The organism is Enterobacter sp. MGH 33 (assembly GCF_000534535.1).
Taxonomy (GTDB): Bacteria; Pseudomonadota; Gammaproteobacteria; order Enterobacterales; family Enterobacteriaceae; genus Enterobacter; species Enterobacter hormaechei_C.
This window is the reverse complement of record NZ_KI973212.1, coordinates 3,716,328-3,741,413: the sequence shown is the minus strand read 5'-3', so window position 1 is coordinate 3,741,413 and position 25,086 is coordinate 3,716,328. Positions and strand designations below refer to the sequence as shown.

Sequence of the window (25,086 nt, the reverse complement as noted above, 5' to 3'; positions counted from 1 at the left end):
GCGAAAGCCCCATAAACAGGATGATTAGATGATCAATACCGATATCACCTCTCCTGATGCCAACAGCTACGCCAGTGAAGAGGAACTTGCCTCGTTTGCTGAATTACGCGGCATTAAACTGCCTGACAAGCTCACACCTTTGCTGATTAAGGCAATGGATTACCTGGAGGGGCTGGACTGGGTAGGCTCAAAAGCTGACCCGAGACAGGCTCTGGCATGGCCACGCATGAATGTCGTTCTGGATGAACATGATTTCCCGCCTGATGAAGTTCCACGGCAGGTTTTAACCGCGCAGTGCATGCTGGCGGTAGAGGCAATCGACGGAGATTTACTCTCCAGCGTGCGCGAAGCCGCTGTGAAAACTGAATGTGTGGAAGGTGCTGTCACCATGACCTATGCGGTCGCAGATGGTGAAGTTTTCACTCCGTCCTATCCTGCTGTCATGGCGCTGCTGGGCGATCTTGCTGGTGGTCGTGGCTACGCAATCAATGCATTTGCAGAGAGGGCATGACATGCCGGACTTGAAAGTTATTAACCTGGCTAGCAGAAAAGATGCTGATCTGGAACATAACCGAACAGAGGTTATTAGGCTTCTGGAAGAGGCGCTTCATGCTGCTCGCGAAGGCAATTATCGTAGCATGGCTATTTTGCTTATTGATGAAAGCGGTGCGGTTATGGATGCCTGGCATAGCGGTGGTTTTCCGTACGTTATGGTTGGCGCCATCGAATCACTCAAAACTGATTTTATCAATCTGCAAATCGAGAGGCGCTGACGAATGCCCATTGATTACCTACGTATGCAGGCCAGAACAACGCGCATGCTCAGGCAGAACGGAGCGTTATACAACGTCACCCGTAAAGGCTCGGTAACGGTTATCGGCGGCGTTGAACATAAAACTGAAGAGGTCCGTTTTACTGCTGTGGGCGTGAAGACTGAATACGCGCCAGGCGAAATAGATGGAACGGTCATCGTTAACGGCGACGTGCAGATTGTTTTTACGTCAGAGCAGGAAATTAAAATCGGCGATGTGGTTGATATAGACGGCACAGCCTACCGCATTGTGAACCCCAACCCTGCAAAACCTGCCTCGCTGGTTCTCTGCTACAAAGCGCAACTGAGGGCTTAACATGGGCGAGAACACGGCATTCCTCGCTGAAATCACAGCCTTCGTCAATAAGGCCAAAGCGAATCAAGAAGCTGTGGTGCGCACGGTTGGTATTAAAATACTTAACCAACTGGTGATGATGTCCCCAGTGGGCAACCCGGAGTTGTGGGAAGTTAACCAGACAGCCGTTTCCTATAATCGCGCTGTTTACGACCATAACGAGGCGCAGCGGGCAAATCCCGACAACCTGACCAAAACCGGGCGACTGAAGAAAAAAGCCCGGGTGGTGGATAGGATGGATATCAAAGCACCACCGGGGTATACGGGCGGACGCTTTCGCGGTAACTGGCAGGTATCGTTTGATGCTCCGACAGCTGATGAAACAGGGCGAATAGACAAGACCGGCGACCTGACAAAAGCAGCCGGGAACTACACGCTGTCACTGTTCAAAGTCGGGATGAAGGCCATTTATTTCTGCAACAACGTCCCGTATGCATACCCGCTTGAAATGGGGCATTCCACACAGGCACCGGGCGGAATGGTCCGTATAACCGCTGCTGAGTTTCAACGCTTCTTTGAGGAAGCTGTCAAGGAGGTGTCCAGGTGATTCCTGATATTGCATCTGCACTGGCCGCCAGACTGGGTACCTGGGCCGATGCCGAGGGCATTTCGGTTGCATGGGAGAACGTGCCGTTTACACCTCCTGCTAACGAGATGTACCTGGCCGTTCACGATATGCCTGTTACGCCGAGAACAATCGATCTCGGATTGCGCTGCCGGACTTATTCAGGCGTGTACCAGATTAATGTCGTGGCGCCAGCCGGCTCCGGCCGTACCTCCGTCGTTGCCCTGGCTGGCAGAGTAGCGGAATTGTTCCCCGAGGGGCTGGAAATTGCAGGCAAAGATTTTACCTGCTGGATTGGCAGCGCGCCTGGCATATTCCGCGGGGTCCCTACACCTGTGTCCTACTCCGTTCCTGTCAGCCTGAATTATAGGGCAGACATCACCAACTGATTCCCTCAGTGATGTCCCACAACTGACCGGCCTTGAGCCGGTTTTCCCGTTTCTGAAGGAGAAACCATTATGGGCTTTGCACTGCCTAACGGCGCTCATGTTTATCTGGCGTCGGGCTATGGCCCGGCCATTACTTTCACCGGCGCGACGAATGCTGAGCACGCGGTGATCACCGTCAGCGCCGCGGACGATATTGCGGTCGGCGATATCGTTCACGTGAACTGCAACTGGTCGGGTATTGATAACGTTATCGCGAAAATCGACGCGATTGCTGAGAATGCTGTCACTCTTCGCAACATCAATACCACCAACAAAAACAAATACGCCGTGGGCGGCGGTTCCGGCTCTATTCGCAAGATTGAGGAATGGACCGAACTTCCACAAATCACTGAGGTATCGAAATCTGGTGGCGATCAGAACACCACACAGATTCAGTTCCTCAGCGATGACCGTCAGCGCAACCTGAATACCTATAAATCCGCAGTCTCTCAGACTTACTCGATCGCGCATGACTCCACGCTCCCGGTATACCCACTGCTTCGCCAACTGGATGAAGACGAAGAGACAGTCGCAGCGTACATGTACGTGCCGAAGGCGAAGGAAAACCGTTACTGGGCGGCCACGGCATCTTTTGACGACACGCCGACCACGGCGGTGAACGAAGTCGAAACGGTAAGCGTCGTGCTGAACCTGCAATCGCCAGCAATGACGTTCTACAAAATCACAGGCGCCGCGGCATAAGCCAGGCATAACGATAGTCTAAGCCTCCTCCATGGAGGCTTTCTTTCACTAAGAGGCAACGATGGCGACTAAATTCACCCTTCAGCCCAAACCAACTTTTAAGGCCAACGTCTCGATCCCGCGCGCTGGCGATGAGGATGGCGTGCTGACATTCACGTTCAATCATAAACCACTTAAAGAGCTGGCTGACCTGGAAAAACTCGAAGGCAAAACCGCCACTGATTTTCTGATGGAAATTATTTCTGGCTGGGCACTTCCTGATGCATTTAACGCGGAAAACTTGTCGCTGCTGCTTGAGAACTATCCGGCGGCGATGAAGGCTATCCCTGAAACCTACTATCGCGAACTGATGGGGCAACGCGAAAAAAACTGATAGCGGTTGCCTCTGCATTCTATACGCCTGAACCCACAGCGGCAGACCTGGCACCCTATGGGCTTACGCCGGATGACTACGATGATCAATACATCGACGTCTGGCCAGATGTATGGCCTTCATTTCTGGTGTTTCAGGCTGTCAGTACGCAGTGGCGCACGGGCATGGGAGGCGCATCAGGTCTTGATTACAACGTGCTGCCCTGGGTGATGCGCCTGCACAACGTCGACGACGAGGCAACCGCGCTTTCGGACATCCGAATCATGGAGTGCGCCGCACTAAAAGTTATGCATAAAGAGAGGGCGGAATGAGTAACGACATCGCCACGATTTCCCTGCGCGTAAATACCACTGAGCTGGAGCGTGGTAACCAGGCACTGGATCGCTTTCAGGAGACTGCGTCCGCCGCGGCAGGTAAAGCGGATGACCTGAACAGTACGTTCCGCACCGGGATCGACAACCAGAAAAAAAACAGCGAAAGCCTGAAACAGCAACGGCAGGAACTGCAAAACCTGCTGAATAAAATCAGCCCTGTTAACAAGGCGCTGGACGAGCTGGATACCATTCAGGAAAGCCTGTCTAAATTCCGGAGCAAAGGTCTGGTGGGTGACGAGGATTTTACTCGTTACAACAGCGTGCTTGAGACGACCCGCGCGAAACTGGCGCAGGTCATGGAATCTGAAACAGCAGAGGGCCGAGCTCGCATTGAGCAGGCACAGGCAGCGCAACGGGCAACTGCCGCAGGCAAAACTTTTATCGACTCACTTGAGGACCAGGTTGCAGCTATCGGAAAAACCCGTGCAGAGTTACTCGAACTGAAGGCGGCCCAGCTTGGCGTGTCGGACCGCGCTGCGCCAATGATTGCCCGACTAAAAGAGCAGGAAGAGTCCTGGAAATCTGGAGCTATCAGTGCGGGGCAGTACCGTAATGCCATGCGTTACCTGCCAATGCAAATGACGGATATTGTGACCTCACTGGCCTCCGGTATGCCGGTTTATATGGTTGCTATCCAGCAGGGGGGGCAGCTGCGTGATTCCTTTGGTGGGGTGGGGAACGCGCTAAAAGCGATGTTATCCATGGTCACCCCGGCGCGTGTAGCGATTGGTGGTCTGGCCGGTGCAGTTCTCCTTGCCGCGAAGGCAGGATCTGATTACTTCACTGCCTATGACGAAATCAATAAAGCTATCATCCGCACCGGAAACATTGCCGGTACGTCAGCGCTACAGATTATGGCATCCTCCCAGTCAATCTCTGCTTCAACCGGGGCTACGGTGGGCACTGTCCAGAGTCTGATGACAGAGTTAGTTGGTATCGGCTCAATGTCTCAGCAACAGCTTGAGAAAGCTACCAAAGCGACGGCGCTGGCAGTTGAAACTGGCATTGTTTCGACTCAGGACATTACCAAGGCTTATAAGGATATTGAAAAGGATCCGGTTAAGGCTCTTCAGAACCTTAATGAGCAATTCAACTTTCTCACCGTTTCACAGCTTAAGCACATTGACGAGTTAGTTAAGCAGAAAGACCAGACCGCTGCCGTTACTCAAGCTATGGATTTGTTTGCCGACACGATGGCAGAGCGCGGAGAGCAGGCTTACGACTCGCTGACACCATTTGGCCGCCTGTGGCTTGATATCAAGGGATGGGCATCTGAGGCTATGCAGAGAATCGGTCAGTGGGTAGCTGAACTGGCATCAAACACGCTAAAGGAATTTAACGCAATTTATTACAGCGTCGCGATAGTTTTCCAGAAGCTGAACCAGATTATTTCTTCTTCTATCGCGGCTGCGATTAATCTCGTTCCTGACTGGGCGAAAACTGATACTTTGCAGGGATGGCAGGACTATAACGAACAAATGGCCGGCGCTTATGGTAACAGCGTGTCTCAGCTGAAAAAGGACTGGGACGCGGCTGACATTAGCGCAGGCAAGTACCTCGATACATCCCGCAAGATAAGCGCCGCGACCACTCAGAAGGATCGGGAAGCAGTCGCTTCGTTTGGCAAAAAAACGAAAACAGGAAAGCAGGGCACTGTATCTGCTGGCGACCGCAGTACTGACGCTGCTCAGACCGAATTGCTGGCGCTTCAGGCGCAGTTGCGTGCTCTTCAACAGCATAAAGGGCTGAACGACACTATCAGCCAGCAGCGCAAAGATCTGTGGACCACTGAGGCGAAATTTCAGGTGCTGGAAGAAGCCTCGCGTTCACGTTCCCTGACAAAGCAGGAACGATCCCTGCTGGCGAGTAAAGACCAGGTGCTTCAGTTGGCACGGCAGAAAGCCCTGTTAGGTGATCAGATTACCGAACAGGAACAGCTGAACAAGCGAATGGATACCTCGCAGAAATACGTCACGCAGATGACAGAGAAGCAGGCTGCTTTGGTCGGTGGAGCTGGAATGAGCGATCGGTTAGCTCAGCGTGAACTCGCGAAAAGTCAGCTTGCCGTAGGTTGGGTGAACGCCGGCGGTTCTCTGGAGGACGTTGGTTATCAGAAGCAGCTCAAAGCGGCGAATAATTACTATGCCGCAGAGGACAGGTTGCGTGGCGACTGGTTGACCGGCGCGAAAAAGGGCTGGGCTGAATTTGAGGACTCCGCAACCAATGTTTACTCACAAGTGCAGACAATTACCAGCAATGCATTCACCGGTATGGCCAGCACTCTTACAGACTTTTTTACCACTGGAAAAGCTAACTTCTCAGATTTCCTGACAACCTTTTTGAAAGGAACAGCCCAGATGCTGACACAGCTGGTGCTGGTTAACGGAATGAAGTCTGCGTTTGGGGGGACATCATTTGGTTCATTTTTCGGATTTTCTAGTGGCGGCGCAGTTCCGGAATTCGATACTGGCGGCTACACAGGGGATGGAGGAAAGTATCAGCCAAAAGGCGTGGTGCATGGTGGCGAATTCGTCTTCACCAAAGAGGCAACAAGTGCGCTGGGGGTTGGAAACCTCTATTCACTTATGCGAAGCGCACAGGGTTATGCAAATGGCGGTTATGTTGGCCACGCTCCGATGTATGGGCTTCAGTCATCATCGGCCGGTGGGGTAAGTATTCAAACGTCCGTAGTTGTTCAAAACCAAAATTCACAGCAGCAGACTTCTGCAAATAACGATGCTGTTTCTCGCGCTTACAAGCAGACTATTGATCAATCTGTTCGGGCAGGTATTGCGAAACAACTTCAGCCTGGTGGGCTCATCTGGAATGCAACAAAATCAAGATAAGAGACATGGTGTTTGTTTTATCACATTATTCATCATGTTAAGATGTTTCCGATTGCAATCAAAGGAAACTTAAAATGAAGAAGGTAGTGGCTTTAGCTCTTGGGGCTTTAATGTTGTCTGGCTGTACTGTTCGCGTTGCTGATATGACCGTTGGTAGTACTAAAAATTACAACCTGAACGCAGCTAAGTTTGAAAAAGGTCAACGTGTGACTGGTGAAGACAAAGCTCCAATTGTTATTTTCCCGCTGGGCATTCCAAGCGTTAAAACTGCAATGGATCGGGCTATTGAAAAAGACAAGTGTTCCGTAGGCCTAAGCGATGTTGTTATTTATCAATTAAACCACGCATTTCTGTTCGGCACATATGGTTACCGTGTTGAAGGCACGCAGATTATCGACAAGTCTCAGCTTGGTTGTGAAACCCGCTAATTTCCTTCTCATATTATCACAAGCCACCTTCGGGTGGCTTTTTTTTTATGGAGCAAACATGGCACTGGAAACGTTCACCTGGCGAACGCAGATACAGGCGGGAATGGAAGGAACGTTTAGCCATAAAACCCGCTCTGCAACCTTTGGCGATGGCTATGAGCAGATTGCAGGGGAAGGCATCAACCCTGAAAAGCAGTCATGGCCTGTAACCCTAACGGGCAAAAAAACGGACATGCTCCAGGCCCTTAAATTCTTTCGTTCTCACGTTATAAAGTCATTCATCTGGACATCGCCAGTTGGCGAAACTGGGCTCTACCGGATTGAGGCCGAATCAATCAAGTCACAGCCCTTATCCAGCAACGTTCTGACCATTTCCGCAACATTCAAACAGGCGTACGCACCATGATCACAGCAGACTATCAAAGCCTTGAGCCCGGTAATAAAGTCCGGCTTATCGAAGTTGATGGCTCTACGTTCGGCGTGGATGATGTACTGCGATTTCACGCATACAACCTCCCGCACACAGAAGAAGAAATCGCTGCCGCTGGTGGCGATGAATCAAAGCTGAAGGCGAAAAGTATCTGGTGGCAGGGGGAGGAATATGCCGCCTGGCCGTATCAAATAGAAGGGCTTGAAGCCTCCACAGACGGCAACAGTGCCCAGCCAACACTCACGGTTGCAGATATCGATAGCAAGATTACAGCGCTGTGCCTTGCTTATGACGATATGCTACAGGCGAAAGTCACTATCCATGACACTTATTCGCATTATCTCGATGCGAAGAACTTCCCAGCAGGTAACGCAACAGCTGATCCGCAACAGGTCAGAAAACGAGTTTTTTTCATTGATGGTAAAAGCAGCGAAATTCCGGGCGAAAGTATCGAATTCGTACTCGATAGCCCGATGTCGTTGCAGGGTAAGATGATCCCCACGCGCCAGCTTCATTCCCTGTGTACCTGGTGCATGCGCAATAAGTACCGAACCGGTGACGGTTGCGATTATGCCGGAACCAGATACTTCGATAACAATAATAATTCTGTCGATGATCCCTCGCTTGATGTCTGTAACGGCACGCTCACGGCGTGCAAACTTCGCTTCGGAGAGAATGAAGAACTGCCGTTTGGTGGTTTCCCGGGAACGTCTTTAATCAGGAGCTGATATGCGTCAGAAAACCATTGATGCGATTATGGCGCATGCAGCCGCTGAATATCCTCGTGAGTGCTGTGGTGTGGTGGCGCAGAAAAGTCGTGTTGAACGTTATTTCCCGTGCCGGAATCTTGCCGCGGCGCCGGAGGACAATTTTGTCCTCTGCCCGGAAGATTACGCAGCTGCTGAAGACTGGGGTACGGTGATCGCCATCGTTCACAGCCACCCTGACGCCACTATGCAGCCGAGCGAACTGGATAAAACGCAATGCGACGCAACGCTTTTACCCTGGCATATCGTGAGCTGGCCCGAGGGGGATTTACGCACCATTCAGCCGCGCGGAGAGCTGCCACTGCTGGAGCGTCCGTTTGTGCTTGGTCACTTTGACTGCTGGGGGCTGGTAATGAGCTATTTCCGGCAAAAGCATGGTATCGAACTCCACGATTACCGGGTTGATTATCCCTGGTGGGAAAACGACTATCCGGACAACTTCTATCAGGATTGCTGGTACGAGTGCGGATTCCGTGAATTCGACGGGCCGCCGAAACCTGGCGATATGGTGATCATGCAGGTTCAGGCTGATAAGTGGAATCATGCGGGGATTCTGCTGGAAGGCAACATGCTACTGCATCACCTTTATGGGCATCTGAGCCAGCGCGTACCTTATGGCGGTTACTGGCGTGAGCGCACAATGAAAATATTGCGGTTTAAAGACTGTTTCTGATAACCGCCTGTGACAGTTTTTTTTGGGGAAAAAATGGCTGCATTACTCAATGTTGAGCCTGTCCGCACAATTCGATTGTACGGCGTGCTAGGTGCCACCTTCGGGCGTGAATATCGTTTATCAGTAGCTTCACCAAAAGAGGCCATCCGCGCCCTGAGCGTTATCGTGCCGGGTTTTGAGCGTTTCCTTAACACCAGCAAACAACGGGGTTTAACTTATGCGGTATTCAGCGGGAAACGAAACCTCGTAAACGATGAACTCAGTATGGACAGGAGCACAGAGGAAATCCGTATCGCGCCGGTGATCATCGGCAGTAAGCGAGCCGGGGTTTTTCAGACAATCCTCGGGGTTGCCCTTGTCGCTGTTGCTGCGTTCGTCACGGGAGGGGCCGCGATCGGGATTGGTGGGACTGCTTTTGCTGGTGGATGGGGAGCTGTGGCGGGGATTGGGGCATCAATGGCGATCGGCGGCGTAGTCCAGATGCTTTCTCCACAGACTACCGGGCTAGCCAGCAAGCAATCAGCAGATAACCGCGCCAGCTATGCATTTGGTGGCGTGACGAACACAACCTCTCAGGGAAACCCTGTCCCCATTCTCTATGGTAAACGGCGAATCGGCGGCGCTGTTGCCTCTGCCGGGATTTACGTAGAAGATCAGCAATAACAAATATTTGTCAATCAGGCCACCTTCGGGTGGCTTTTTTTATGGGCGCGATATGGTTAAAACAATTACCGGACGTAAAGGCGGCAGCTCGAGTTCTCGCACCCCTGTCGAGCAGCCCGATGATCTCCAGTCCGTTGCGAAAGCGAAAATCCTGATGGTTCTCGGTGAAGGGGAGTTTGCTGGTGGGCTGACTGCGAGGGATATCTATCTTGACGGCACACCTTTACAAAACGCTGATGGTTCCGAGAACTTCAGCGGTGTCGTGTGGGAGTTTCGCCCAGGGACACAGGCTCAGGATTACATTCAGGGGATACCTGGCACAGAAAATGAAATCAGCGTCGGTACCGAAATATCCAGCGAAACATCCTGGACGCATACCTTCACCAATACGCAGCTTTCGGCGGTTCGCCTGCGCCTGAAGTGGCCATCTCTTTTCAAACAGCAGGATAACGGGGATTTAGTAGGGTACTCCATCAACTATGTGGTGGAGCTTCAGATGGACGGTGGTAGCTGGCAACAGGTCCTTGATACTAATGTGACCGGGAAAACCACATCAGGTTATGAACGCAGCCATCGTATCGATTTACCGAAAGCTGGCAGCACCTGGACCATCAGACTGCGCAAGATTACCGCTGACGCAAATAGTGCCAAAATCGGCGACACGATGACGCTTCAAAGTTATACAGAGGTCATCGATGCCAAACTGCGCTATCCAAACACAGCTCTATTGTACATCGAGTTTGATTCCAGCCAGTTCAATGGCTCTATTCCACAAATCGCCTGTGAACCACGTGGACGTGTCATCCGCGTACCGGATACTTACGAGCCGGAAACAAGAACTTATAGCGGTACGTGGCTTGGGACATTCAAATGGGCCTGGACTGATAACCCCGCGTGGATATTCTACGACCTGGTGGTTAGCGACCGTTTCGGGCTTGGGGATCGTCTCACAACAGCGAACATAGACAAATGGACACTTTACCAGGTTGCACAGTATTGCGATCAGATGGTGCCGGATGGCAAAGGCGGAAGTGGCACCGAACCACGTTATACCTGCAACGTCTACATTCAGGAACGCAACGACGCTTATACGGTCCTGCGTGATTTTGCTGCTATCTTCCGCGGGATGACCTACTGGGGCGACGACCAGATTGTGGCGCTGGCGGACATGCCGAGGGATGTTGATTTTACATACACGCATGCGAACGTTATCGATGGCCGGTTTACCTATTCCAGCAGCACCACAAAGAACCGTTATACCAATGCGCTCGTATCCTGGTCTGATCCCGATAACGCCTATTCTGATGCGATGGAACCTGTTTTTGAACAGGCGCTGGTTTCGCGTTATGGTTTTAATCAACTTGAGATAACAGCTATTGGTTGTACCCGGCAATCGGAGGCGAACCGAAAAGGGCGATGGGGGATCCTGACCAACAACAAAGATCGCGTTGTTACTTTCAATGTAGGGGAAGATGGCAACATTCCACAGCCTGGCTATGTAATCGCCGTAGCGGACCGAAATCTCTCCGGGCGCGACCTGGGCGGCCGTATCTCTGCGGTGAATGGTCGCGTGCTAACGCTGGACAGGGCGCCGGATGCTTCGCCAGCCGACAGGATGATTGTCAATCTTCCATCGGGTGTTTCACAGTCACGCACCATTCAGTCGATAACGGGCAATAAAGTGACCGTTACGACCGCTTACAGTGAAACGCCTGTGGCTGAGGCCGTATGGGTCATTGAGTCTGATGAGCTCTACGCACAGCAGTATCGCGTTATTACGGTAACTGATAATAATGACGGCACGTTCACAATCGTCGGTGCAAATCACGATCCGGATAAATTTGATCGCATTGATACCGGAGCCATCATTGACCAGCGGCCGGTGAGCGTGATCCCGCCGGGCAACCAGTCGCCGCCTGCGAACATCGTGATCAGCTCGTTTTCCGTGGTGCAGCAGAACATTAGCGTCGAAACCATGCGCGTGAGCTGGGACCAGGCGCAGAACGCTATCGCCTATGAAGCGCAATGGCGCCGCAACGAAGGGAACTGGGTTAACGTGCCGCGCAGCTCCACCACGTCATTCGACGTTCCTGGGATTTATGCCGGGCGTTATCTGGTACGGGTGCGCGCCATCAATGCCGCAGAAATTTCTTCCGGGTGGGGCTATTCAGAAGAGAAAACGCTGACCGGTAAAGTGGGCAATCCCCCGAAACCGGTCGGCTTCATCGCTTCTGATAATGTGGTTTTCGGTATCGAGCTGAGCTGGGGATTCCCGGCGAACACCGACGACACGCTGAAGACGGAAATTCAGTACAGCCTGACAGGGACGGAAGACGATGCGATGCTGCTGGCAGACGTACCCTATCCGCAGCGCAAGTATCAGCAGATGGGCCTTAAGGCAGGGCAAATTTTCTGGTACCGCGCGCAGCTGGTGGACCGCAGCGGAAACGAGTCAGGGTATACAGACTTTGTGCGCGGGCAGGCCAGCATCGATGTATCCGATATCACAGATGCAATCCTGGAGGACATGAAAGGCTCCGATACGTTCAAAGACCTGATCGAGAACGCGGTGGACAGCAATGAAAAAATTGCTGGCATGGCTGACGACATCAAACAGGCCAACGACGAACTGGCGCAACAGGCGCAGGAAATAGCAAAAAACGCCCAGGAAATCGGTAAGGTTCAGACCAGCGTTACTAACCTGTCGAGCACGGTCGGAGATGTGTCATCCTCTCTTTCAGAGCTTGAGCAGACCGTCGCAACGGCTGATACGGCGCTGGGCCAGCGCATCGATAACATCAGCGTGTCTGTGGACGGCATGGCGGGGGGAGTGAAGAACTCCGCCATCGCGATTATTCAGGGCAACCTGGCGCAGGTGGCCGCGCGCAAAACACTGTCGGCATCGGTCGCCGGTAACAGCGCGCAGCTGGACCGCATTGATGAGGTGATCGTCAACGAGAGGGAGGCAACGGCGCGTTCGCTGCTGAGTTTGCAGACTGACGTGAACGGCAACAAGGCATCCTTCAACAGCCTGAACCAGACCTTCTCCGATTACCAGCAGGCCACCGCCACGCAGATAAACGGCATCACGGCGACCGTCAACGGACACACATCAGCCATCACAACCAACGCTCAGGCCATAGCGAACGTTAATGGTGATCTGAAAGCGATGTATAACATCAAGGTTGGCGTCTCCAGTAATGGACAGTATTACGCCGCAGGGATGGGGATCGGCGTCGAGAACACGCCATCCGGCATGCAGTCACAGGTCATCTTCCTGGCTGACCGCTTCGCCGTAACGCACCAGGCCGGAGCCACAGTGACCTTACCGTTCGTTATCCAGAACGGGCAGGTGTTCATCAGAGACGCGCTGATAGGTGATGGCACCATCAGCAACGCCAAGATCGGCAACTACATCCAGTCCAATAACTATGTTGCTGGCTCAGTCGGGTGGAGGCTGGATAAGGGCGGTACGTTTGAGAACTACGGTTCGACAGCTGGTGAGGGGGCCATGAAACAGACAAACCAGACAATCAGCGTGCGGGACTCCAGGAATGTGTTGAGGGTGCAGATCGGGAGAATCACGGGAACATGGTAACGGGAGGCCTCTTACGGGGCCTCTTTTTTTTCAGGAGGACTGGATGGCGGAATATGGAGTTCAGACATGGGACGCCTCAGGCAAGGTAAACAACTATGGCGTTAAGCCTGTCAGCGTTTGTGGCTATCTCCAGCTGGCCCAGAACCAGAAAACAGGCTCTTACACCGTAGCGCTTCCACCGGGTTGTAGGCTGACCTATTTTCAGAGCATGAACGGCGATCAGTTTGGTACGAGTCGGAGGAAGATCACCATTTCGGGGGGAACAGCAACAGTGTCAGCAGCAGGCGATACCGACTACTCAGCAGGGACTGAGCCTGCGGCAGCGGCTTATCTCATTTTCCAGATCGAGAGGGCATAAATGGCGGAGTATGGCGTTTTACTGACGACCACGAGCGGGGAAGTATGGGTGACCGCTAACAGCTCGCCAATCGCTCTTCAGGCGCGAAAGACAGCGGCACTTCAGGGAACATCGGGGTTCAATACCAAAGTGACGCACACATTCCCCGCAGGTCAGCCTGTTGTCGCCTTCGTTCATTGCACGGTTGAGGTCGAAATAACTCAGACGATAAGCGGGAACACCATCACGATTGATTTTCTCAGACCGAATGCAACCGGCACAGCGTACGTTTATTTTTTCTCTATTTTCCCGCAGACAAAGCCAGACTACGGGCTGGCTGTGTGGGATGCATCAGGGACGCTGATTTTAACAAACGAAACGCGCACGCTGAGCGATGTTGTCACCCTCGGTACCGCCGGGGTGGATGCCAGCTCAGGATACAACATCAATACAACTCTGGCGGGGAAGTGGGCCTGCATGCCTGCCATGCTGGGACTAATTACCGGGGTTGTATCGGCTGGCGGTCAACCGCAGCCCTACTCGGCCATATACAAGAGCATGGCAAAACTTGAGGGAAGCAATACGCGGATATTCGCCAGGCCGCAGACAACCCCCGGCGGTAACCTTCAGAACGTTACGTATTCGAATCTGAGGAATGTGATTATGGCCATCAACTGCGCCAACTATGATTGATCGTTTTGAACGATCAATTTCGAATAATTGATCTACCAAATCAATTATATCCCATTGATTCATATTGTTATTGTGTAGCTTCATGAATGCCCTGGGATATAACCACTATGAAAAATATGATTCTTTGCCTGGCGGTAGCGGTATTGCTCTCCGGTTGCGCTGGCGTTATTGAGAAGCAGCAACCCGTATGCACCGGAACAGCCCTGGTCGGCGGACAGGAAAGCAGCGTCCAGATCTACGGAGTCCGTAAACAAAACAATCAGACACAGTACCGCGCCGGTTATCCCTTTAACTGGACCTGGGTGAGCGCCAACACATTCATCAGCACCACCTGCCAATAACTCATTCTGTCTCAAAACAAACCCCGCTCCGGCGGGGTTTTTTATTGCCTGGAGAAAATATGCTTTATAACACTGGCACCATCGCCATTAACGGAAACACCGCAACCGGCACCGGCACGAACTGGACGGCACCGGGCAGCCAGATTCGGATTGGCCAGACGTTGTTTGTTCTTTCTAACCCGGTACAGATGTTTCAGATCACGGCCATCAACAGTGCGACGTCACTGACGATTACACCCGCCGCGTCTCCGGCGTTGAGCGGCCAGAAGTACGGCATTCTGGTTACTGATAGTCTCTCGGTCGACGGCCTGGCGCAGAGCATGTCTCAGCTCATCAAAGAGTATGACGAGAACATCGGCGCGTGGGAGACGTTCGCCACCACCTCAGCAAACCAGAACATCACCGTTACCATCAACGGCACCGCCGTAACCATCCCAGGCATCGGTAAACTGGCTCAGAAAGGCAGCAATGGGGCGGTTGGAGTTTCTGACGGCGGGACCGGAGCAACGAATGCCGCTGACGCTCGCACAAACCTCGGTTTGGGAAACAGCGCTACACGAGACGTTGAAAGTCAGTTTTCCCCAGGTTCCGCGTATCTGAACGGAGCTGCTGTCATGACCCAGGTTCATCGGGATTACCGCAGTCTCGCCTCTTATGACTCTATAGCCCAATATCCTCTCGGCATGACCTTCGGGATTCAGTCCGGTGGTAATGCGTGGGGAGGAGGAAGCGGAGTAGATACATACACGGGTATGCTAACGCTACGTGGGTGGCATGATCCGTCAGGTGGTGGCTATGTGTCGTGGCAGCTTGCGTCAACCTCTCAGGGACTGAAGTATCGTCAGGGCAACGGTACAATTCAGGGCAATACTAACGTCGGGTTCTCAACGACGCACACCCTTTATTCGACGCAGAACGCCACGAAAGCCAGTGATGGAACGCTTAAAGTTGCATCACCGGTGATCAAAGTATTTTCAGATGGAACATACCAGACTAACGATGAATCTGAGGGCTGCACTGTAACGCGTCTGGCCACAGGCCAATATCTGGTTGAAGGTTGCCAGGGGCTGAACTCAGACGCAGCATGGGGCGGCATCGATGGTGGTTTTGACATCCCAACCGATCGCAACAGGCAGCCGCTTATCTGGCTGGATTATGAGGTTAACGCGGATGGCTCGGTGCTGGTAAAAACCTATCACCGCACACACCCTGATGCGCCAGCATTTTCCAGGAACGAAATAGACGGCGTAAGTGATGGTGATCCTGTCGACATTCCCGGCGATCAGTTTGTGTCCGTCCGTGTGGAAATGCCGCAGAGCAGCATCTGGAATCAGCGTGCCGCTATTCCTGAGGCTCCTGATTCATCCGCCGGTTAAAGTGTGAATCAGTGGGCATATCCAGGCGTACATCGATCCAACTGTTCACCGGCACGTCCATCGGTTCCCCTTTCGTTTTGACAATCTCTCCGTCATCACTCAGCATGTATTTTCGCTTGAACAGGCGGATAGTCAGCCCACCGCTTACTGTCTGCTCTGCTTCAACAATCCCAAGCTCTCCCATGCCACCTGGGTCCATTGGCGGTAGTAACTGCCATCCTTCAGACGCCAGGCCAGCCGAACCAGTGAGTTCGTAAACCCCTGTGTCGAGCCGAGAAATGGATACGCCCTCTGCCTCTGTGTTAGCCGTACCGCAGCCGCACCAGATAAAATCATTTTCATCAATATCGGTGCGCTGATTCTCGTTCTGAGATTTCACGATTCTGGCCACCGGCGAAGCTGCTTTCAGCGTGCCATCGGAGGATTTAGTGGTATTTTCAGAAGTGTAAACAACTGAGCCTGGCTTCACAGACAGCATTGTTGAGAATGCATCGGTGCCATTATTTCTTCCTGCGATTTGGTAAGAGACGGCACCACCAATGCCTGCAACACCTGCCCTGAAGCGAGGAGTACCGTTAACCATCACTGTATGAGCCCATACACTACCCACCGTTGAAAGTCCTTCAACGGTAAAAGCGTAAGGGTTGCCAGCGATACCTGCGATATTCAGAGCATTCGTTAATGTACCTCCGCTCAAGCCTAGCGCGCCAAGGTTTGAGAGTGCAGAACTGGCAGTCTTTGCACCTGTTCCTCCCAGTTCTAATGGGATGACACCATTGCTGTCTACCAAACCGACGTTATATAGATTGCCCTGCGGCAGCCATGCCGATAAGTTCACCGGATTTTTTTGCAGAAAATATTGGGTGAAAAATATGCAAATTGGCTACGTAAGGGTGTCAACAAATGACCAAAAAACGGATCTCCAGCGACAAGCTCTCGAACGTGCAGGATGTGAACAGGTTTTTGAGGAAAAAATGAGCGGGACGGTAGCGAACCGGCCAGCGCTTAAAAAGCTTCTACGAACGCTGAATGAGGGAGATACGCTGGTTGTTTGGAAGCTGGATCGCCTCGGGCGAAGCATGCGGAACCTAGTATTGCTGGTGGACGAACTACGGCAGCGCGGCATCCACTTCAAAAGCCTTACGGACAGCATCGACACTTCCAGCCCAATGGGTCGTTTCATCTTCCACATCATGTCAGCCCTGGCCGAGATGGAGAGGGAGTTAATCGTGGAACGCACCCGGGCAGGACTGGCGGCAGCCCGGGAGAAAGGGCGCATAGGCGGCAGAAGGCCGAAGTTAACCCCTGAGCAATGGGCGCAGGCTGGCAGGCTGATCGCAAACGGAATGGACAGAAAGCAGGTGGCGATTATTTACGACGTTGCGGTGTGCACCTTGTATAAAAAATTTCCGGCGCGGTAGGGGGAGAGGAAAAAATATTGAACATTTAATCCAATTTTCGTAATAAAGTATTGAAATAATGTAATAAAGTTGTTGAAATTTTGGTAAGCGGTTGGGTTGAGCATTGGGGGTATTCATGGCAAAAACAGATTCTATTACACCTGAAGAGTTCAGGGCTATTCACTTTGAATTGTCTAAAATCTCATCAACATGGGCAGACTTATGGTTAACATTGTTTTCTCTCCGTGCTGAAGGCAGCAGGGTGATTACTATTAGATATTCCGATATCGAAGATGACATGCTGCACTTGGCTGGAACTCCAAAATTTGAGCCACGAACAATTAGATTAAATTTATTGCTTTCTAAGCTAATTGCGTACAGAAAGGATTGCAATCCTTCTGATATTTATGTTTTCCAGAGTAGATCAAATCGAGTTAAAGGATTAGCTAGGCCTGTGACTGTAATAGCAATGAATAATGCCTTAAAACAAGCATCCAAATATGTAACAAGGAAAAATATCACTGAATCGCCACGCGTTTAACAGACACCTCAGAGTCATTTAAGATGACTTAAAGAGAGGTGCCCATGAGCGGTAAGCGTTATCCTGAAGAGTTTAAAACTGAAGCAGTCAAACAGGTTGTTGATCGCGGTTATTCTGTTGCCAGCGTTGCAACACGTCTCGATATCACCACCCACAGCCTTTATGCCTGGATAAAGAAGTACGGTCCGGATTCTTCCACTAATAAAGAACAGTCAGATGCTCAGGCCGAGATCCGCCGTCTCCAGAAAGAGCTGAAACGGGTTACCGACGAACGGGACATATTAAAAAAAGCCGCGGCGTACTTCGCAAAGCTGTCCGACTGAGGTACGCCTTTATCCGTGACAACTCCTGTTGCTGGCCTGTTCGCCTGCTCTGTCGGGTGCTGGATGTTCATCCCAGTGGTTTTTACGCCTGGCTTCAGCAGCCGCATTCACAACGCCATCAGGCAGACCTGAGACTGACAGGACAGATTAAACAGTTCTGGCTGGAATCGGGATGCGTCTATGGTTATCGCAAAATCCATCTGGATCTGCGTGACAGCGGGCAACAGTGCGGAGTAAACAGAGTCTGGAGACTGATGAAACGTGTCGGAATAAAGGCTCAGGTCGGATACCGAAGCCCGCGGGCACGTAAAGGCGAGGCCAGTATCGTGTCACCCAACAGGCTCCAGCGACAGTTCAATCCGGATGCTCCTGATGAGCGTTGGGTAACGGACATAACCTACATCAGGACCCACGAAGGCTGGCTGTATCTTGCCGTTGTTGTTGATCTGTTCTCACGCAAAATTATCGGCTGGTCCATGCAATCCCGGATGACAAAGGACATTGTCCTGAACGCACTGCTGATGGCTGTATGGCGGCGTAATCCCGAAAAACAGGTGCTGGTTCATTCGGATCAGGGCAGTCAGTACACAAGCCATGAGTGGCAGTCGTTCCTGAAATCACACGGCCTGGAGGGTAGCATGAGCCGTCGCGGTAACTGCCATGATAATGCGGTTGCAGAAAGTTTTTTCCAGTTGTTGAAACGTGAACGGATAAAGAAAAAGATCTACGGAACGCGGGAAGAAGCCCGCAGTGATATTTTTGATTACATCGAAATGTTTTATAACAGTAAGCGTCGGCATGGTTCTAGCGAACAGATGTCACCGACAGAATATGAAAACCAGTATTATCAACGGCTCGGAAGTGTCTAGATTATCCGTGGCGATTCACACCATGAAAAGTGCTTTAAGGGTAATCGGAAGGAACTAGTTGGACGGGGGTTCATACACTACATACCCACCTGTGGTTAGGACGATGGTCTATGATCACGTCCTTTATCAAGTCATTATTCTCCCTGATGATTTTCGATTTACTACTCGATTGGATGTAAGATAAGTACAAGCATGAATCTTAGGAGGGATTTCAAGTAAGTAAAATGAGATCCTGATCAGAATAAATCAAACCTAGCATTGAGTAGAGTAAATAATAAAGCAGCGCATGCAAGATTTAATAGTATAACAAAACGGGCGGAAACATTCACTGAACAAATCTCCTGATCATGTATTAGTCAGAGAATGACTGTAATGTAAAACCATCTTACATACACCTACTAAAAAAGACAGATTTAAACCAAGGTGCCATCCGATGAGATAGCTAAGCAATTGTGCCTTGGATAGGTCTTACCATCGGAGCATCGGGTTATGCTGGCTTGCTGAGTGCTGAGAAATGAAGAGATTAGAGGTTTATAAGAGGGAGCCAGTTTGTCAAACGAGATAGTTTATTCACGATGCTCAACATATTGAATTATATGGCTTTATCATGGTGGGTTGAAGGGCGTTAAAACGAGCTTATCACAAGCATACAGTTCTTTTTCGTTAGGGGCCTGAAAGCAGATGGGGGCGGTTTTCACTTTTTCTTCTAAAGGTCCAGAGTACTTTGCCGATAGTGAACATAGCGGCGTAGGAGCCTAATGGTGGAAGCCGTAAACTTAAATTAAGTTCAGTCAAATAGGAATTACTATCATGGCACAAGTCATCAATACCAACAGCCTCTCGCTGATCACTCAGAACAACATCAACAAGAACCAGTCTGCACTGTCTTCTTCTATCGAGCGCTTGTCTTCTGGTCTGCGTATCAACAGCGCGAAGGATGATGCTGCGGGTCAGGCAATTTCTAACCGCTTCACCTCTAACATCAAAGGCCTGACTCAGGCTGCGCGTAACGCCAACGACGGTATCTCTCTGGCGCAGACCACTGAAGGCGCTTTGTCTGAAATCAACAACAACTTGCAGCGTATTCGTGAGCTGACAGTTCAGTCTCAGAATGGAACCAACTCTGATTCTGACCTGTCTTCAATCCAGGACGAAATCAAATCTCGTCTGGATGAAATTGACCGCGTATCTAGCCAGACCCAATTCAACGGTGTGAATGTACTAGCCAAAAACGGTAAAATGGCAATTCAGGTTGGTGCTAACGATGGTCAGACTATCAATATTGAACTGAAGACAATTGACTCATCAGCGCTTCACTTGGACGGTTTCAATGTAGCCAGTGGTTATGAAAAAGTAACTTCTCTCACAGTGCAGGATGATGGCGGGGATGATGTATCTGTTTCTGCTGCTAACATCGTTGATTCCAAGGGGAAACAGGTTGAACTTTTAAAATACGCTACCGATGGTGATCCTTCAGAAACTGCTTATGCCTTCAAAAAAGATGATGGCACCTATGCAAAAGTAGATGTTAGTACAGCTAGTCTGGGGGCGGATGGTAAACTTACCGTAGATACTACTGGTGAAGCTGTTGATGATAACGCAGTCACTCAAACAGCAGATCCGTTAGCTGCTCTGGACGCAGCCATTTCTGATGTTGATAAGTTTCGTTCTTCTCTTGGTGCTATTCAGAACCGTCTGAGTTCTGCTGTAACCAACCTGAACAACACCACTACCAACTTGTCTGAAGCGCAGTCCCGTATTCAGGACGCCGACTATGCGACCGAAGTATCCAACATGTCCAAAGCGCAGATCATCCAGCAGGCCGGTAACTCCGTGCTGTCCAAAGCTAACCAAGTTCCTCAGCAGGTTCTGTCTCTGCTGCAAGGCTAATTTTATATTAAGTGTCAAAGCCCCATATATGTGGGGCTTTTTTATTGGCTGAATAAGGTCGTTAAACGTAGTCAAATCCTTTAATCAAAGTTCGCACAATGATTTAGCATTTAACCAGTTTCATTTCGTTTACGCAGGTCCAGCCGTGATTAAAAAACAGGCATTTAAATTTTTGCTTGAACCTAACAAAGGTCAGTTATCTGACTTTTTGGCCTTTGCTGGTTCCTGTCGTTTTGTTTACAACAAAGGCCTTGCTCTTCTTAACGAGAATTACCGTTCTGGTAAAAAATTCATAGGCTACAATCAGCTGGCTTCTGAATTGGTTGAATGGAAGAATGAAGAGAGCCTTTCTTGGTTGAAAGAAGCCCCGTCTCAGTGTTTACAACAATCGTTAAGAGATTTAGACAAAGCATTCAGAAATTTTTTCACCGGCAAATCACAATACCCAAAGTTTAAAAAGAAAGGTCGGCATGATTCTTTCCGCACTCCGAGTCAAAGGGTTAGAGTTGATCAAGAAAAGAAACTGGTGTCTCTCCCTAAAGTCGGCTGGGTAAAGTATCGCAAGAGCCGTGAAATCATTGGTGAGTTAAAAAACGTAACCATTTCCATGAAGCAGGGGAAGTGGTATATCAGTTTTAATACAGAGCATACTGTCCCTGATCCAATACACCCCTCTGATATCAAAACTAAAATTGTACTCAATAATGTGAATTGAATCGCCACGGATAATCTAGACACTTCCGAGCCGTTGATAATACTGGTTTTCATATTCTGTCGGTGACATCTGTTCGCTAGAACCATGCCGACGCTTACTGTTATAAAACATTTCGATGTAATCAAAAATATCACTGCGGGCTTCTTCCCGCGTTCCGTAGATCTTTTTCTTTATCCGTTCACGTTTCAACAACTGGAAAAAACTTTCTGCAACCGCATTATCATGGCAGTTACCGCGACGGCTCATGCTACCCTCCAGGCCGTGTGATTTCAGGAACGACTGCCACTCATGGCTTGTGTACTGACTGCCCTGATCCGAATGAACCAGCACCTGTTTTTCGGGATTACGCCGCCATACAGCCATCAGCAGTGCGTTCAGGACAATGTCCTTTGTCATCCGGGATTGCATGGACCAGCCGATAATTTTGCGTGAGAACAGATCAACAACAACGGCAAGATACAGCCAGCCTTCGTGGGTCCTGATGTAGGTTATGTCCGTTACCCAACGCTCATCAGGAGCATCCGGATTGAACTGTCGCTGGAGCCTGTTGGGTGACACGATACTGGCCTCGCCTTTACGTGCCCGCGGGCTTCGGTATCCGACCTGAGCCTTTATTCCGACACGTTTCATCAGTCTCCAGACTCTGTTTACTCCGCACTGTTGCCCGCTGTCACGCAGATCCAGATGGATTTTGCGATAACCATAGACGCATCCCGATTCCAGCCAGAACTGTTTAATCTGTCCTGTCAGTCTCAGGTCTGCCTGATGGCGTTGTGAATGCGGCTGCTGAAGCCAGGCGTAAAAACCACTGGGATGAACATCCAGCACCCGACAGAGCAGGCGAACAGGCCAGCAACAGGAGTTGTCACGGATAAAGGCGTACCTCAGTCGGACAGCTTTGCGAAGTACGCCGCGGCTTTTTTTAATATGTCCCGTTCGTCGGTAACCCGTTTCAGCTCTTTCTGGAGACGGCGGATCTCGGCCTGAGCATCTGACTGTTCTTTATTAGTGGAAGAATCCGGACCGTACTTCTTTATCCAGGCATAAAGGCTGTGGGTGGTGATATCGAGACGTGTTGCAACGCTGGCAACAGAATAACCGCGATCAACAACCTGTTTGACTGCTTCAGTTTTAAACTCTTCAGGATAACGCTTACCGCTCATGGGCACCTCTCTTTAAGTCATCTTAAATGACTCTGAGGTGTCTGTTAAACGCGTGGCGATTCAAGAAAAGGAAGATAAAAAAAGCTGAGTAATACACGCAATATTCTTAATTGAACGAGTAAAGTAAACTTCCGCCTGTCGTATACAAAACGGGCGGCGACTGGCCGGTGATGGGGCGATAGTAAGAGTTGCAGAGCGAGCTTCGAAACTGATAAAGGCTTTGCGGTAATCGAACCTGTAATGAAGAAGACGCCAGGTGATGTGTTGTTGATTCTGTGCGACTGCCACACACAGTTTGCCAATCTGATGGGGCTGTCACTCATGACAGATGATGGCGAAGCGATCGAAGGTGCTGCTCTGGAAGGGGAGAGGTGCTTGGTAGATTGACATTCTTCATCAACCGCGCGCTGGGTGATGATGACTGCCCAACAATTTAATTTACATTGCTTAACTGTAGGCACTCGTTATCACTCAATGAACAGGAGATCGTATGCTGACGATTTGGGCGCTACAGTGTAATATGCATGCCAGTCGTTGATGGGGTAGTTACTGTGGAGTGTCCACCGCTGTGTCCATCAAGAAGATTTAATCCGCATAGCGAGTAAATAAATCCATACATATGAAGAACATAAGAAATTTCTCCATCATTGCTCACATTGACCACGGTAAGTCGACGCTGTCTGACCGTATTATCCAGATTTGCGGTGGCCTGTCTGATCGTGAAATGGCAGCCCAGGTTCTGGACTCCATGGACCTGGAACGCGAACGCGGTATTACCATCAAAGCGCAGAGCGTGACGCTCGACTATAAAGCTTCCGATGGTGAAACCTATCAGCTGAACTTTATCGACACCCCAGGGCACGTTGACTTCTCTTATGAAGTGTCACGCTCGCTGGCGGCCTGCGAAGGCGCGCTGCTGGTGGTGGATGCCGGGCAGGGCGTAGAGGCCCAGACGCTGGCAAACTGCTACACCGCCATGGAAATGGATCTTGAAGTGGTGCCGGTTCTGAATAAAATCGACCTGCCAGCCGCCGATCCTGAGCGCGTAGCGGAAGAGATTGAAGACATCGTCGGTATTGATGCGACCGATGCAGTGCGCTGCTCGGCGAAAACCGGTGTCGGTGTTCCGGACGTACTGGAACGTCTGGTGCGTGATATTCCGCCGCCGGAAGGCGACCCGGATGCGCCGCTACAGGCGCTGATCATCGACTCCTGGTTTGATAACTACCTCGGCGTTGTCTCGCTGGTGCGTATTAAAAACGGCACCATGCGTAAAGGCGACAAAATCAAGGTCATGAGCACCGGCCAGGTCTACAACGCTGACCGTCTGGGCATCTTCACGCCAAAACAGGTTGACCGTACCGAGCTGAAATGCGGCGAAGTGGGCTGGCTGGTCTGTGCCATTAAAGACATCCTCGGCGCGCCGGTGGGCGATACCCTGACCGGTGCACGTAACCCGGCAGATAAAGCGCTGCCAGGCTTCAAAAAGGTGAAACCGCAGGTTTATGCGGGTCTGTTCCCGGTCAGCTCTGACGATTACGAAAACTTCCGCGATGCGCTCGGAAAGCTGAGCCTCAATGATGCCTCCCTGTTCTACGAGCCAGAAAGCTCAACGGCGCTGGGCTTTGGCTTCCGCTGTGGCTTCCTCGGTCTGCTGCACATGGAGATCATTCAGGAACGTCTGGAGCGTGAATACGATCTGGATCTGATCACCACCGCCCCGACGGTTGTCTACGAAGTAGAAACCACATCGAAAGAGGTGATCTACGTCGACAGCCCGTCCAAGCTCCCGCCGCTGAATAATATTCAGGAACTGCGCGAGCCAATCGCAGAGTGTCACATGCTGCTGCCGCAGGAGTTCCTCGGTAACGTGATCACCCTGTGTATTGAGAAGCGTGGCGTGCAGACCAACATGGTTTACCACGGTAACCAGGTGGCGCTGACCTATGAAATTCCGATGGCAGAAGTGGTGCTCGACTTCTTCGACCGTCTGAAGTCTACCTCCCGTGGCTATGCGTCGCTGGACTACAACTTCAAACGCTTCCAGGCCTCGAACATGGTTCGTGTGGACGTACTGATCAATGGTGAGCGTGTGGATGCGCTGGCGCTGATCACTCACAACGATAACGCACCGTACCGTGGTCGTGAGCTGGTTGAGAAGATGAAAGATCTGATCCCTCGTCAGCAGTTTGACATTGCGATTCAGGCGGCCATTGGCAACCACATCATTGCCCGTTCAACCGTGAAGCAGCTGCGTAAAAACGTTCTGGCTAAGTGTTACGGCGGCGACGTCAGCCGTAAGAAAAAGCTGTTGCAGAAGCAGAAAGAAGGTAAGAAGCGTATGAAGCAGGTCGGTAACGTTGAACTGCCGCAGGAAGCATTCCTTGCCATCCTTCATGTTGGTAAAGACGGTAACGGTAAATAA

General features: G+C 51.0%; 28 protein-coding genes. 26 read left to right on the top strand and 2 right to left on the bottom strand.

Annotated features, from left to right (window positions below; genetic code table 11):
* Positions 1-28: 28 nt before the first annotated feature.
* The 19 genes from L379_RS06690 to L379_RS06775 all read left to right on the top strand — a co-directional run bounded on the left by L379_RS06690 (position 29) and on the right by L379_RS06775 (position 15,760).
* Positions 29-511, top strand: a complete 483-nt coding sequence (locus L379_RS06690; protein ID WP_032654543.1) for a DnaT-like ssDNA-binding protein — start codon at positions 29-31, stop codon at positions 509-511.
* 1 nt (position 512) lies between these two features.
* Positions 513-773 carry a hypothetical protein gene (locus tag L379_RS06695; RefSeq protein ID WP_032654540.1) on the top strand — a complete coding sequence of 87 codons (261 nt, stop codon included), beginning with the start codon at positions 513-515 and terminating at the stop codon, positions 771-773.
* Between the two features lie 3 nt (positions 774-776).
* The gene (locus tag L379_RS06700; protein ID WP_032654538.1) at positions 777-1,127 is read left to right on the top strand and encodes a hypothetical protein; all 351 of its coding nucleotides are present in this window, start codon (positions 777-779) and stop codon (positions 1,125-1,127) included.
* Between the two features lies 1 nt (position 1,128).
* Positions 1,129-1,713: a hypothetical protein gene (locus L379_RS06705; protein WP_032654536.1), complete on the top strand. Its 585-nt coding sequence runs from the start codon at positions 1,129-1,131 to the stop codon at positions 1,711-1,713.
* A complete protein-coding gene (locus L379_RS06710; RefSeq protein ID WP_032654534.1) occupies positions 1,710-2,120 on the top strand; it encodes a DUF4128 domain-containing protein in 411 nt (136 codons plus the stop codon). Before L379_RS06705 ends, L379_RS06710 begins: the two co-directional genes overlap by 4 nt.
* 69 nt (positions 2,121-2,189) lie before the next feature.
* Positions 2,190-2,861, top strand: coding sequence for a phage tail protein (locus tag L379_RS06715; RefSeq protein WP_032654532.1), 672 nt, complete (start codon positions 2,190-2,192; stop codon positions 2,859-2,861).
* 61 nt (positions 2,862-2,922) lie between these two features.
* Positions 2,923-3,234 carry a phage tail assembly chaperone gene (locus L379_RS06720; protein ID WP_032654531.1) on the top strand — a complete coding sequence of 104 codons (312 nt, stop codon included), beginning with the start codon at positions 2,923-2,925 and terminating at the stop codon, positions 3,232-3,234.
* Positions 3,231-3,545, top strand: coding sequence for a DUF1799 domain-containing protein (locus L379_RS0124215; RefSeq protein ID WP_032654529.1), 315 nt, complete (start codon positions 3,231-3,233; stop codon positions 3,543-3,545). Before L379_RS06720 ends, L379_RS0124215 begins: the two co-directional genes overlap by 4 nt.
* A complete protein-coding gene (locus L379_RS06725; protein ID WP_032654527.1) occupies positions 3,542-6,454 on the top strand; it encodes a phage tail tape measure protein in 2,913 nt (970 codons plus the stop codon). Before L379_RS0124215 ends, L379_RS06725 begins: the two co-directional genes overlap by 4 nt.
* Before the next feature lie 74 nt (positions 6,455-6,528).
* Complete coding sequence (locus tag L379_RS06730) at positions 6,529-6,882, top strand: hypothetical protein (RefSeq protein ID WP_020690998.1); 354 nt, start codon at positions 6,529-6,531, stop codon at positions 6,880-6,882.
* Between the two features lie 58 nt (positions 6,883-6,940).
* Positions 6,941-7,288, top strand: coding sequence for a phage tail protein (locus L379_RS06735; protein WP_015570921.1), 348 nt, complete (start codon positions 6,941-6,943; stop codon positions 7,286-7,288).
* Positions 7,285-8,040 carry a phage minor tail protein L gene (locus tag L379_RS06740; RefSeq protein ID WP_032654526.1) on the top strand — a complete coding sequence of 252 codons (756 nt, stop codon included), beginning with the start codon at positions 7,285-7,287 and terminating at the stop codon, positions 8,038-8,040. Before L379_RS06735 ends, L379_RS06740 begins: the two co-directional genes overlap by 4 nt.
* 1 nt (position 8,041) lies before the next feature.
* Entirely contained in the window at positions 8,042-8,752 is a 711-nt protein-coding gene (locus L379_RS06745) for a C40 family peptidase (protein ID WP_032654525.1), read from the top strand.
* Positions 8,753-8,785: 33 nt separating this feature from the next.
* Complete coding sequence (locus tag L379_RS06750; protein WP_015570918.1) at positions 8,786-9,415, top strand: tail assembly protein; 630 nt, start codon at positions 8,786-8,788, stop codon at positions 9,413-9,415.
* A gap of 52 nt (positions 9,416-9,467) precedes the next feature.
* Complete coding sequence (locus L379_RS06755; RefSeq protein ID WP_032654524.1) at positions 9,468-13,013, top strand: TipJ family phage tail tip protein; 3,546 nt, start codon at positions 9,468-9,470, stop codon at positions 13,011-13,013.
* Positions 13,014-13,056: 43 nt separating this feature from the next.
* Positions 13,057-13,371, top strand: coding sequence for a hypothetical protein (locus L379_RS06760; protein WP_017382568.1), 315 nt, complete (start codon positions 13,057-13,059; stop codon positions 13,369-13,371).
* The gene (locus L379_RS06765; protein ID WP_022651030.1) at positions 13,372-14,043 is read left to right on the top strand and encodes a hypothetical protein; all 672 of its coding nucleotides are present in this window, start codon (positions 13,372-13,374) and stop codon (positions 14,041-14,043) included.
* 107 nt (positions 14,044-14,150) lie between these two features.
* Positions 14,151-14,384: a phage exclusion lipoprotein Cor gene (locus tag L379_RS06770; RefSeq protein WP_032654522.1), complete on the top strand. Its 234-nt coding sequence runs from the start codon at positions 14,151-14,153 to the stop codon at positions 14,382-14,384.
* Positions 14,385-14,443: 59 nt separating this feature from the next.
* Entirely contained in the window at positions 14,444-15,760 is a 1,317-nt protein-coding gene (locus tag L379_RS06775; RefSeq protein ID WP_032654520.1) for a phage tail fiber protein, read from the top strand.
* Here L379_RS06775 and L379_RS26340 read toward each other — a convergent pair.
* Positions 15,726-16,598: a phage tail fiber protein gene (locus L379_RS26340; RefSeq protein ID WP_234863320.1), complete on the bottom strand. Its 873-nt coding sequence runs from the start codon at positions 16,596-16,598 to the stop codon at positions 15,726-15,728. The genes L379_RS06775 and L379_RS26340 overlap by 35 nt on opposite strands.
* A 34-nt stretch (positions 16,599-16,632) precedes the next feature.
* Here L379_RS26340 and L379_RS06780 point away from each other — a divergent pair, with 34 nt between their 5' ends.
* The 5 genes from L379_RS06780 (at position 16,633) to L379_RS06795 (ending at position 21,498) form a co-directional block, all read left to right on the top strand.
* On the top strand, positions 16,633-17,181 hold the full coding sequence (locus tag L379_RS06780) for a recombinase family protein (RefSeq protein ID WP_032655680.1): 549 nt from the start codon (positions 16,633-16,635) through the stop codon (positions 17,179-17,181).
* Between the two features lie 115 nt (positions 17,182-17,296).
* The gene (locus L379_RS25930; protein WP_032654515.1) at positions 17,297-17,701 is read left to right on the top strand and encodes a hypothetical protein; all 405 of its coding nucleotides are present in this window, start codon (positions 17,297-17,299) and stop codon (positions 17,699-17,701) included.
* 44 nt (positions 17,702-17,745) lie between these two features.
* A protein-coding gene (locus tag L379_RS0124200) for an IS3 family transposase (protein WP_085949497.1) occupies positions 17,746-18,893 on the top strand; the annotation gives its coding sequence in 2 pieces (ribosomal slippage) (positions 17,746-17,983 and positions 17,983-18,893; 1,149 coding nt in all).
* An 810-nt stretch (positions 18,894-19,703) separates the two neighbouring features.
* Positions 19,704-20,783 carry a FliC/FljB family flagellin gene (locus tag L379_RS06790; RefSeq protein WP_032654513.1) on the top strand — a complete coding sequence of 360 codons (1,080 nt, stop codon included), beginning with the start codon at positions 19,704-19,706 and terminating at the stop codon, positions 20,781-20,783.
* Between the two features lie 145 nt (positions 20,784-20,928).
* Positions 20,929-21,498 carry an RNA-guided endonuclease InsQ/TnpB family protein gene (locus L379_RS06795; RefSeq protein ID WP_255360354.1) on the top strand — a complete coding sequence of 190 codons (570 nt, stop codon included), beginning with the start codon at positions 20,929-20,931 and terminating at the stop codon, positions 21,496-21,498.
* A gap of 15 nt (positions 21,499-21,513) precedes the next feature.
* Here the strand turns inward: L379_RS06795 and L379_RS0124195 are convergent.
* Positions 21,514-22,661, bottom strand: a protein-coding gene (locus L379_RS0124195; RefSeq protein WP_085949497.1) for an IS3 family transposase whose coding sequence is annotated in 2 segments (ribosomal slippage) — positions 21,514-22,424 and positions 22,424-22,661 — 1,149 coding nt in all. Because the reading frame shifts where the segments join, the coding sequence is not laid out codon by codon here.
* A gap of 240 nt (positions 22,662-22,901) precedes the next feature.
* Between L379_RS0124195 and L379_RS26335 the strand changes: the two genes are divergently transcribed.
* Positions 22,902-23,048 carry a hypothetical protein gene (locus tag L379_RS26335; protein WP_164722473.1) on the top strand — a complete coding sequence of 49 codons (147 nt, stop codon included), beginning with the start codon at positions 22,902-22,904 and terminating at the stop codon, positions 23,046-23,048.
* Between the two features lie 232 nt (positions 23,049-23,280).
* Complete coding sequence (gene lepA, locus L379_RS06805) at positions 23,281-25,086, top strand: translation elongation factor 4 (RefSeq protein ID WP_003860714.1); 1,806 nt, start codon at positions 23,281-23,283, stop codon at positions 25,084-25,086.

Excerpts from the sequence above, each read along its gene's own strand:
- L379_RS06690 (WP_032654543.1), top strand. The coding sequence starts at position 29 with ATGATCAATACCGATATCACCTCTCCTGATGCCAACAGCTACGCCAGT.
- L379_RS06695 (WP_032654540.1), top strand. The coding sequence starts at position 513 with ATGCCGGACTTGAAAGTTATTAACCTGGCTAGCAGAAAAGATGCTGAT.
- L379_RS06700 (WP_032654538.1), top strand. The coding sequence starts at position 777 with ATGCCCATTGATTACCTACGTATGCAGGCCAGAACAACGCGCATGCTC.
- L379_RS06705 (WP_032654536.1), top strand. The coding sequence starts at position 1,129 with ATGGGCGAGAACACGGCATTCCTCGCTGAAATCACAGCCTTCGTCAAT.
- L379_RS06715 (WP_032654532.1), top strand. The coding sequence starts at position 2,190 with ATGGGCTTTGCACTGCCTAACGGCGCTCATGTTTATCTGGCGTCGGGC.
- L379_RS06720 (WP_032654531.1), top strand. The coding sequence starts at position 2,923 with ATGGCGACTAAATTCACCCTTCAGCCCAAACCAACTTTTAAGGCCAAC.
- L379_RS06725 (WP_032654527.1), top strand. The coding sequence starts at position 3,542 with ATGAGTAACGACATCGCCACGATTTCCCTGCGCGTAAATACCACTGAG.
- L379_RS06730 (WP_020690998.1), top strand. The coding sequence starts at position 6,529 with ATGAAGAAGGTAGTGGCTTTAGCTCTTGGGGCTTTAATGTTGTCTGGC.
- L379_RS06735 (WP_015570921.1), top strand. The coding sequence starts at position 6,941 with ATGGCACTGGAAACGTTCACCTGGCGAACGCAGATACAGGCGGGAATG.
- L379_RS06740 (WP_032654526.1), top strand. The coding sequence starts at position 7,285 with ATGATCACAGCAGACTATCAAAGCCTTGAGCCCGGTAATAAAGTCCGG.
- L379_RS06745 (WP_032654525.1), top strand. The coding sequence starts at position 8,042 with ATGCGTCAGAAAACCATTGATGCGATTATGGCGCATGCAGCCGCTGAA.
- L379_RS06750 (WP_015570918.1), top strand. The coding sequence starts at position 8,786 with ATGGCTGCATTACTCAATGTTGAGCCTGTCCGCACAATTCGATTGTAC.
- L379_RS06755 (WP_032654524.1), top strand. The coding sequence starts at position 9,468 with ATGGTTAAAACAATTACCGGACGTAAAGGCGGCAGCTCGAGTTCTCGC.
- L379_RS06760 (WP_017382568.1), top strand. The coding sequence starts at position 13,057 with ATGGCGGAATATGGAGTTCAGACATGGGACGCCTCAGGCAAGGTAAAC.
- L379_RS06765 (WP_022651030.1), top strand. The coding sequence starts at position 13,372 with ATGGCGGAGTATGGCGTTTTACTGACGACCACGAGCGGGGAAGTATGG.
- L379_RS06770 (WP_032654522.1), top strand. The coding sequence starts at position 14,151 with ATGAAAAATATGATTCTTTGCCTGGCGGTAGCGGTATTGCTCTCCGGT.
- L379_RS06775 (WP_032654520.1), top strand. The coding sequence starts at position 14,444 with ATGCTTTATAACACTGGCACCATCGCCATTAACGGAAACACCGCAACC.
- L379_RS06780 (WP_032655680.1), top strand. The coding sequence starts at position 16,633 with ATGCAAATTGGCTACGTAAGGGTGTCAACAAATGACCAAAAAACGGAT.
- L379_RS25930 (WP_032654515.1), top strand. The coding sequence starts at position 17,297 with ATGGCAAAAACAGATTCTATTACACCTGAAGAGTTCAGGGCTATTCAC.
- L379_RS06790 (WP_032654513.1), top strand. The coding sequence starts at position 19,704 with ATGGCACAAGTCATCAATACCAACAGCCTCTCGCTGATCACTCAGAAC.
- L379_RS26335 (WP_164722473.1), top strand. The coding sequence starts at position 22,902 with ATGAAGAAGACGCCAGGTGATGTGTTGTTGATTCTGTGCGACTGCCAC.
- lepA (WP_003860714.1), top strand. The coding sequence starts at position 23,281 with ATGAAGAACATAAGAAATTTCTCCATCATTGCTCACATTGACCACGGT.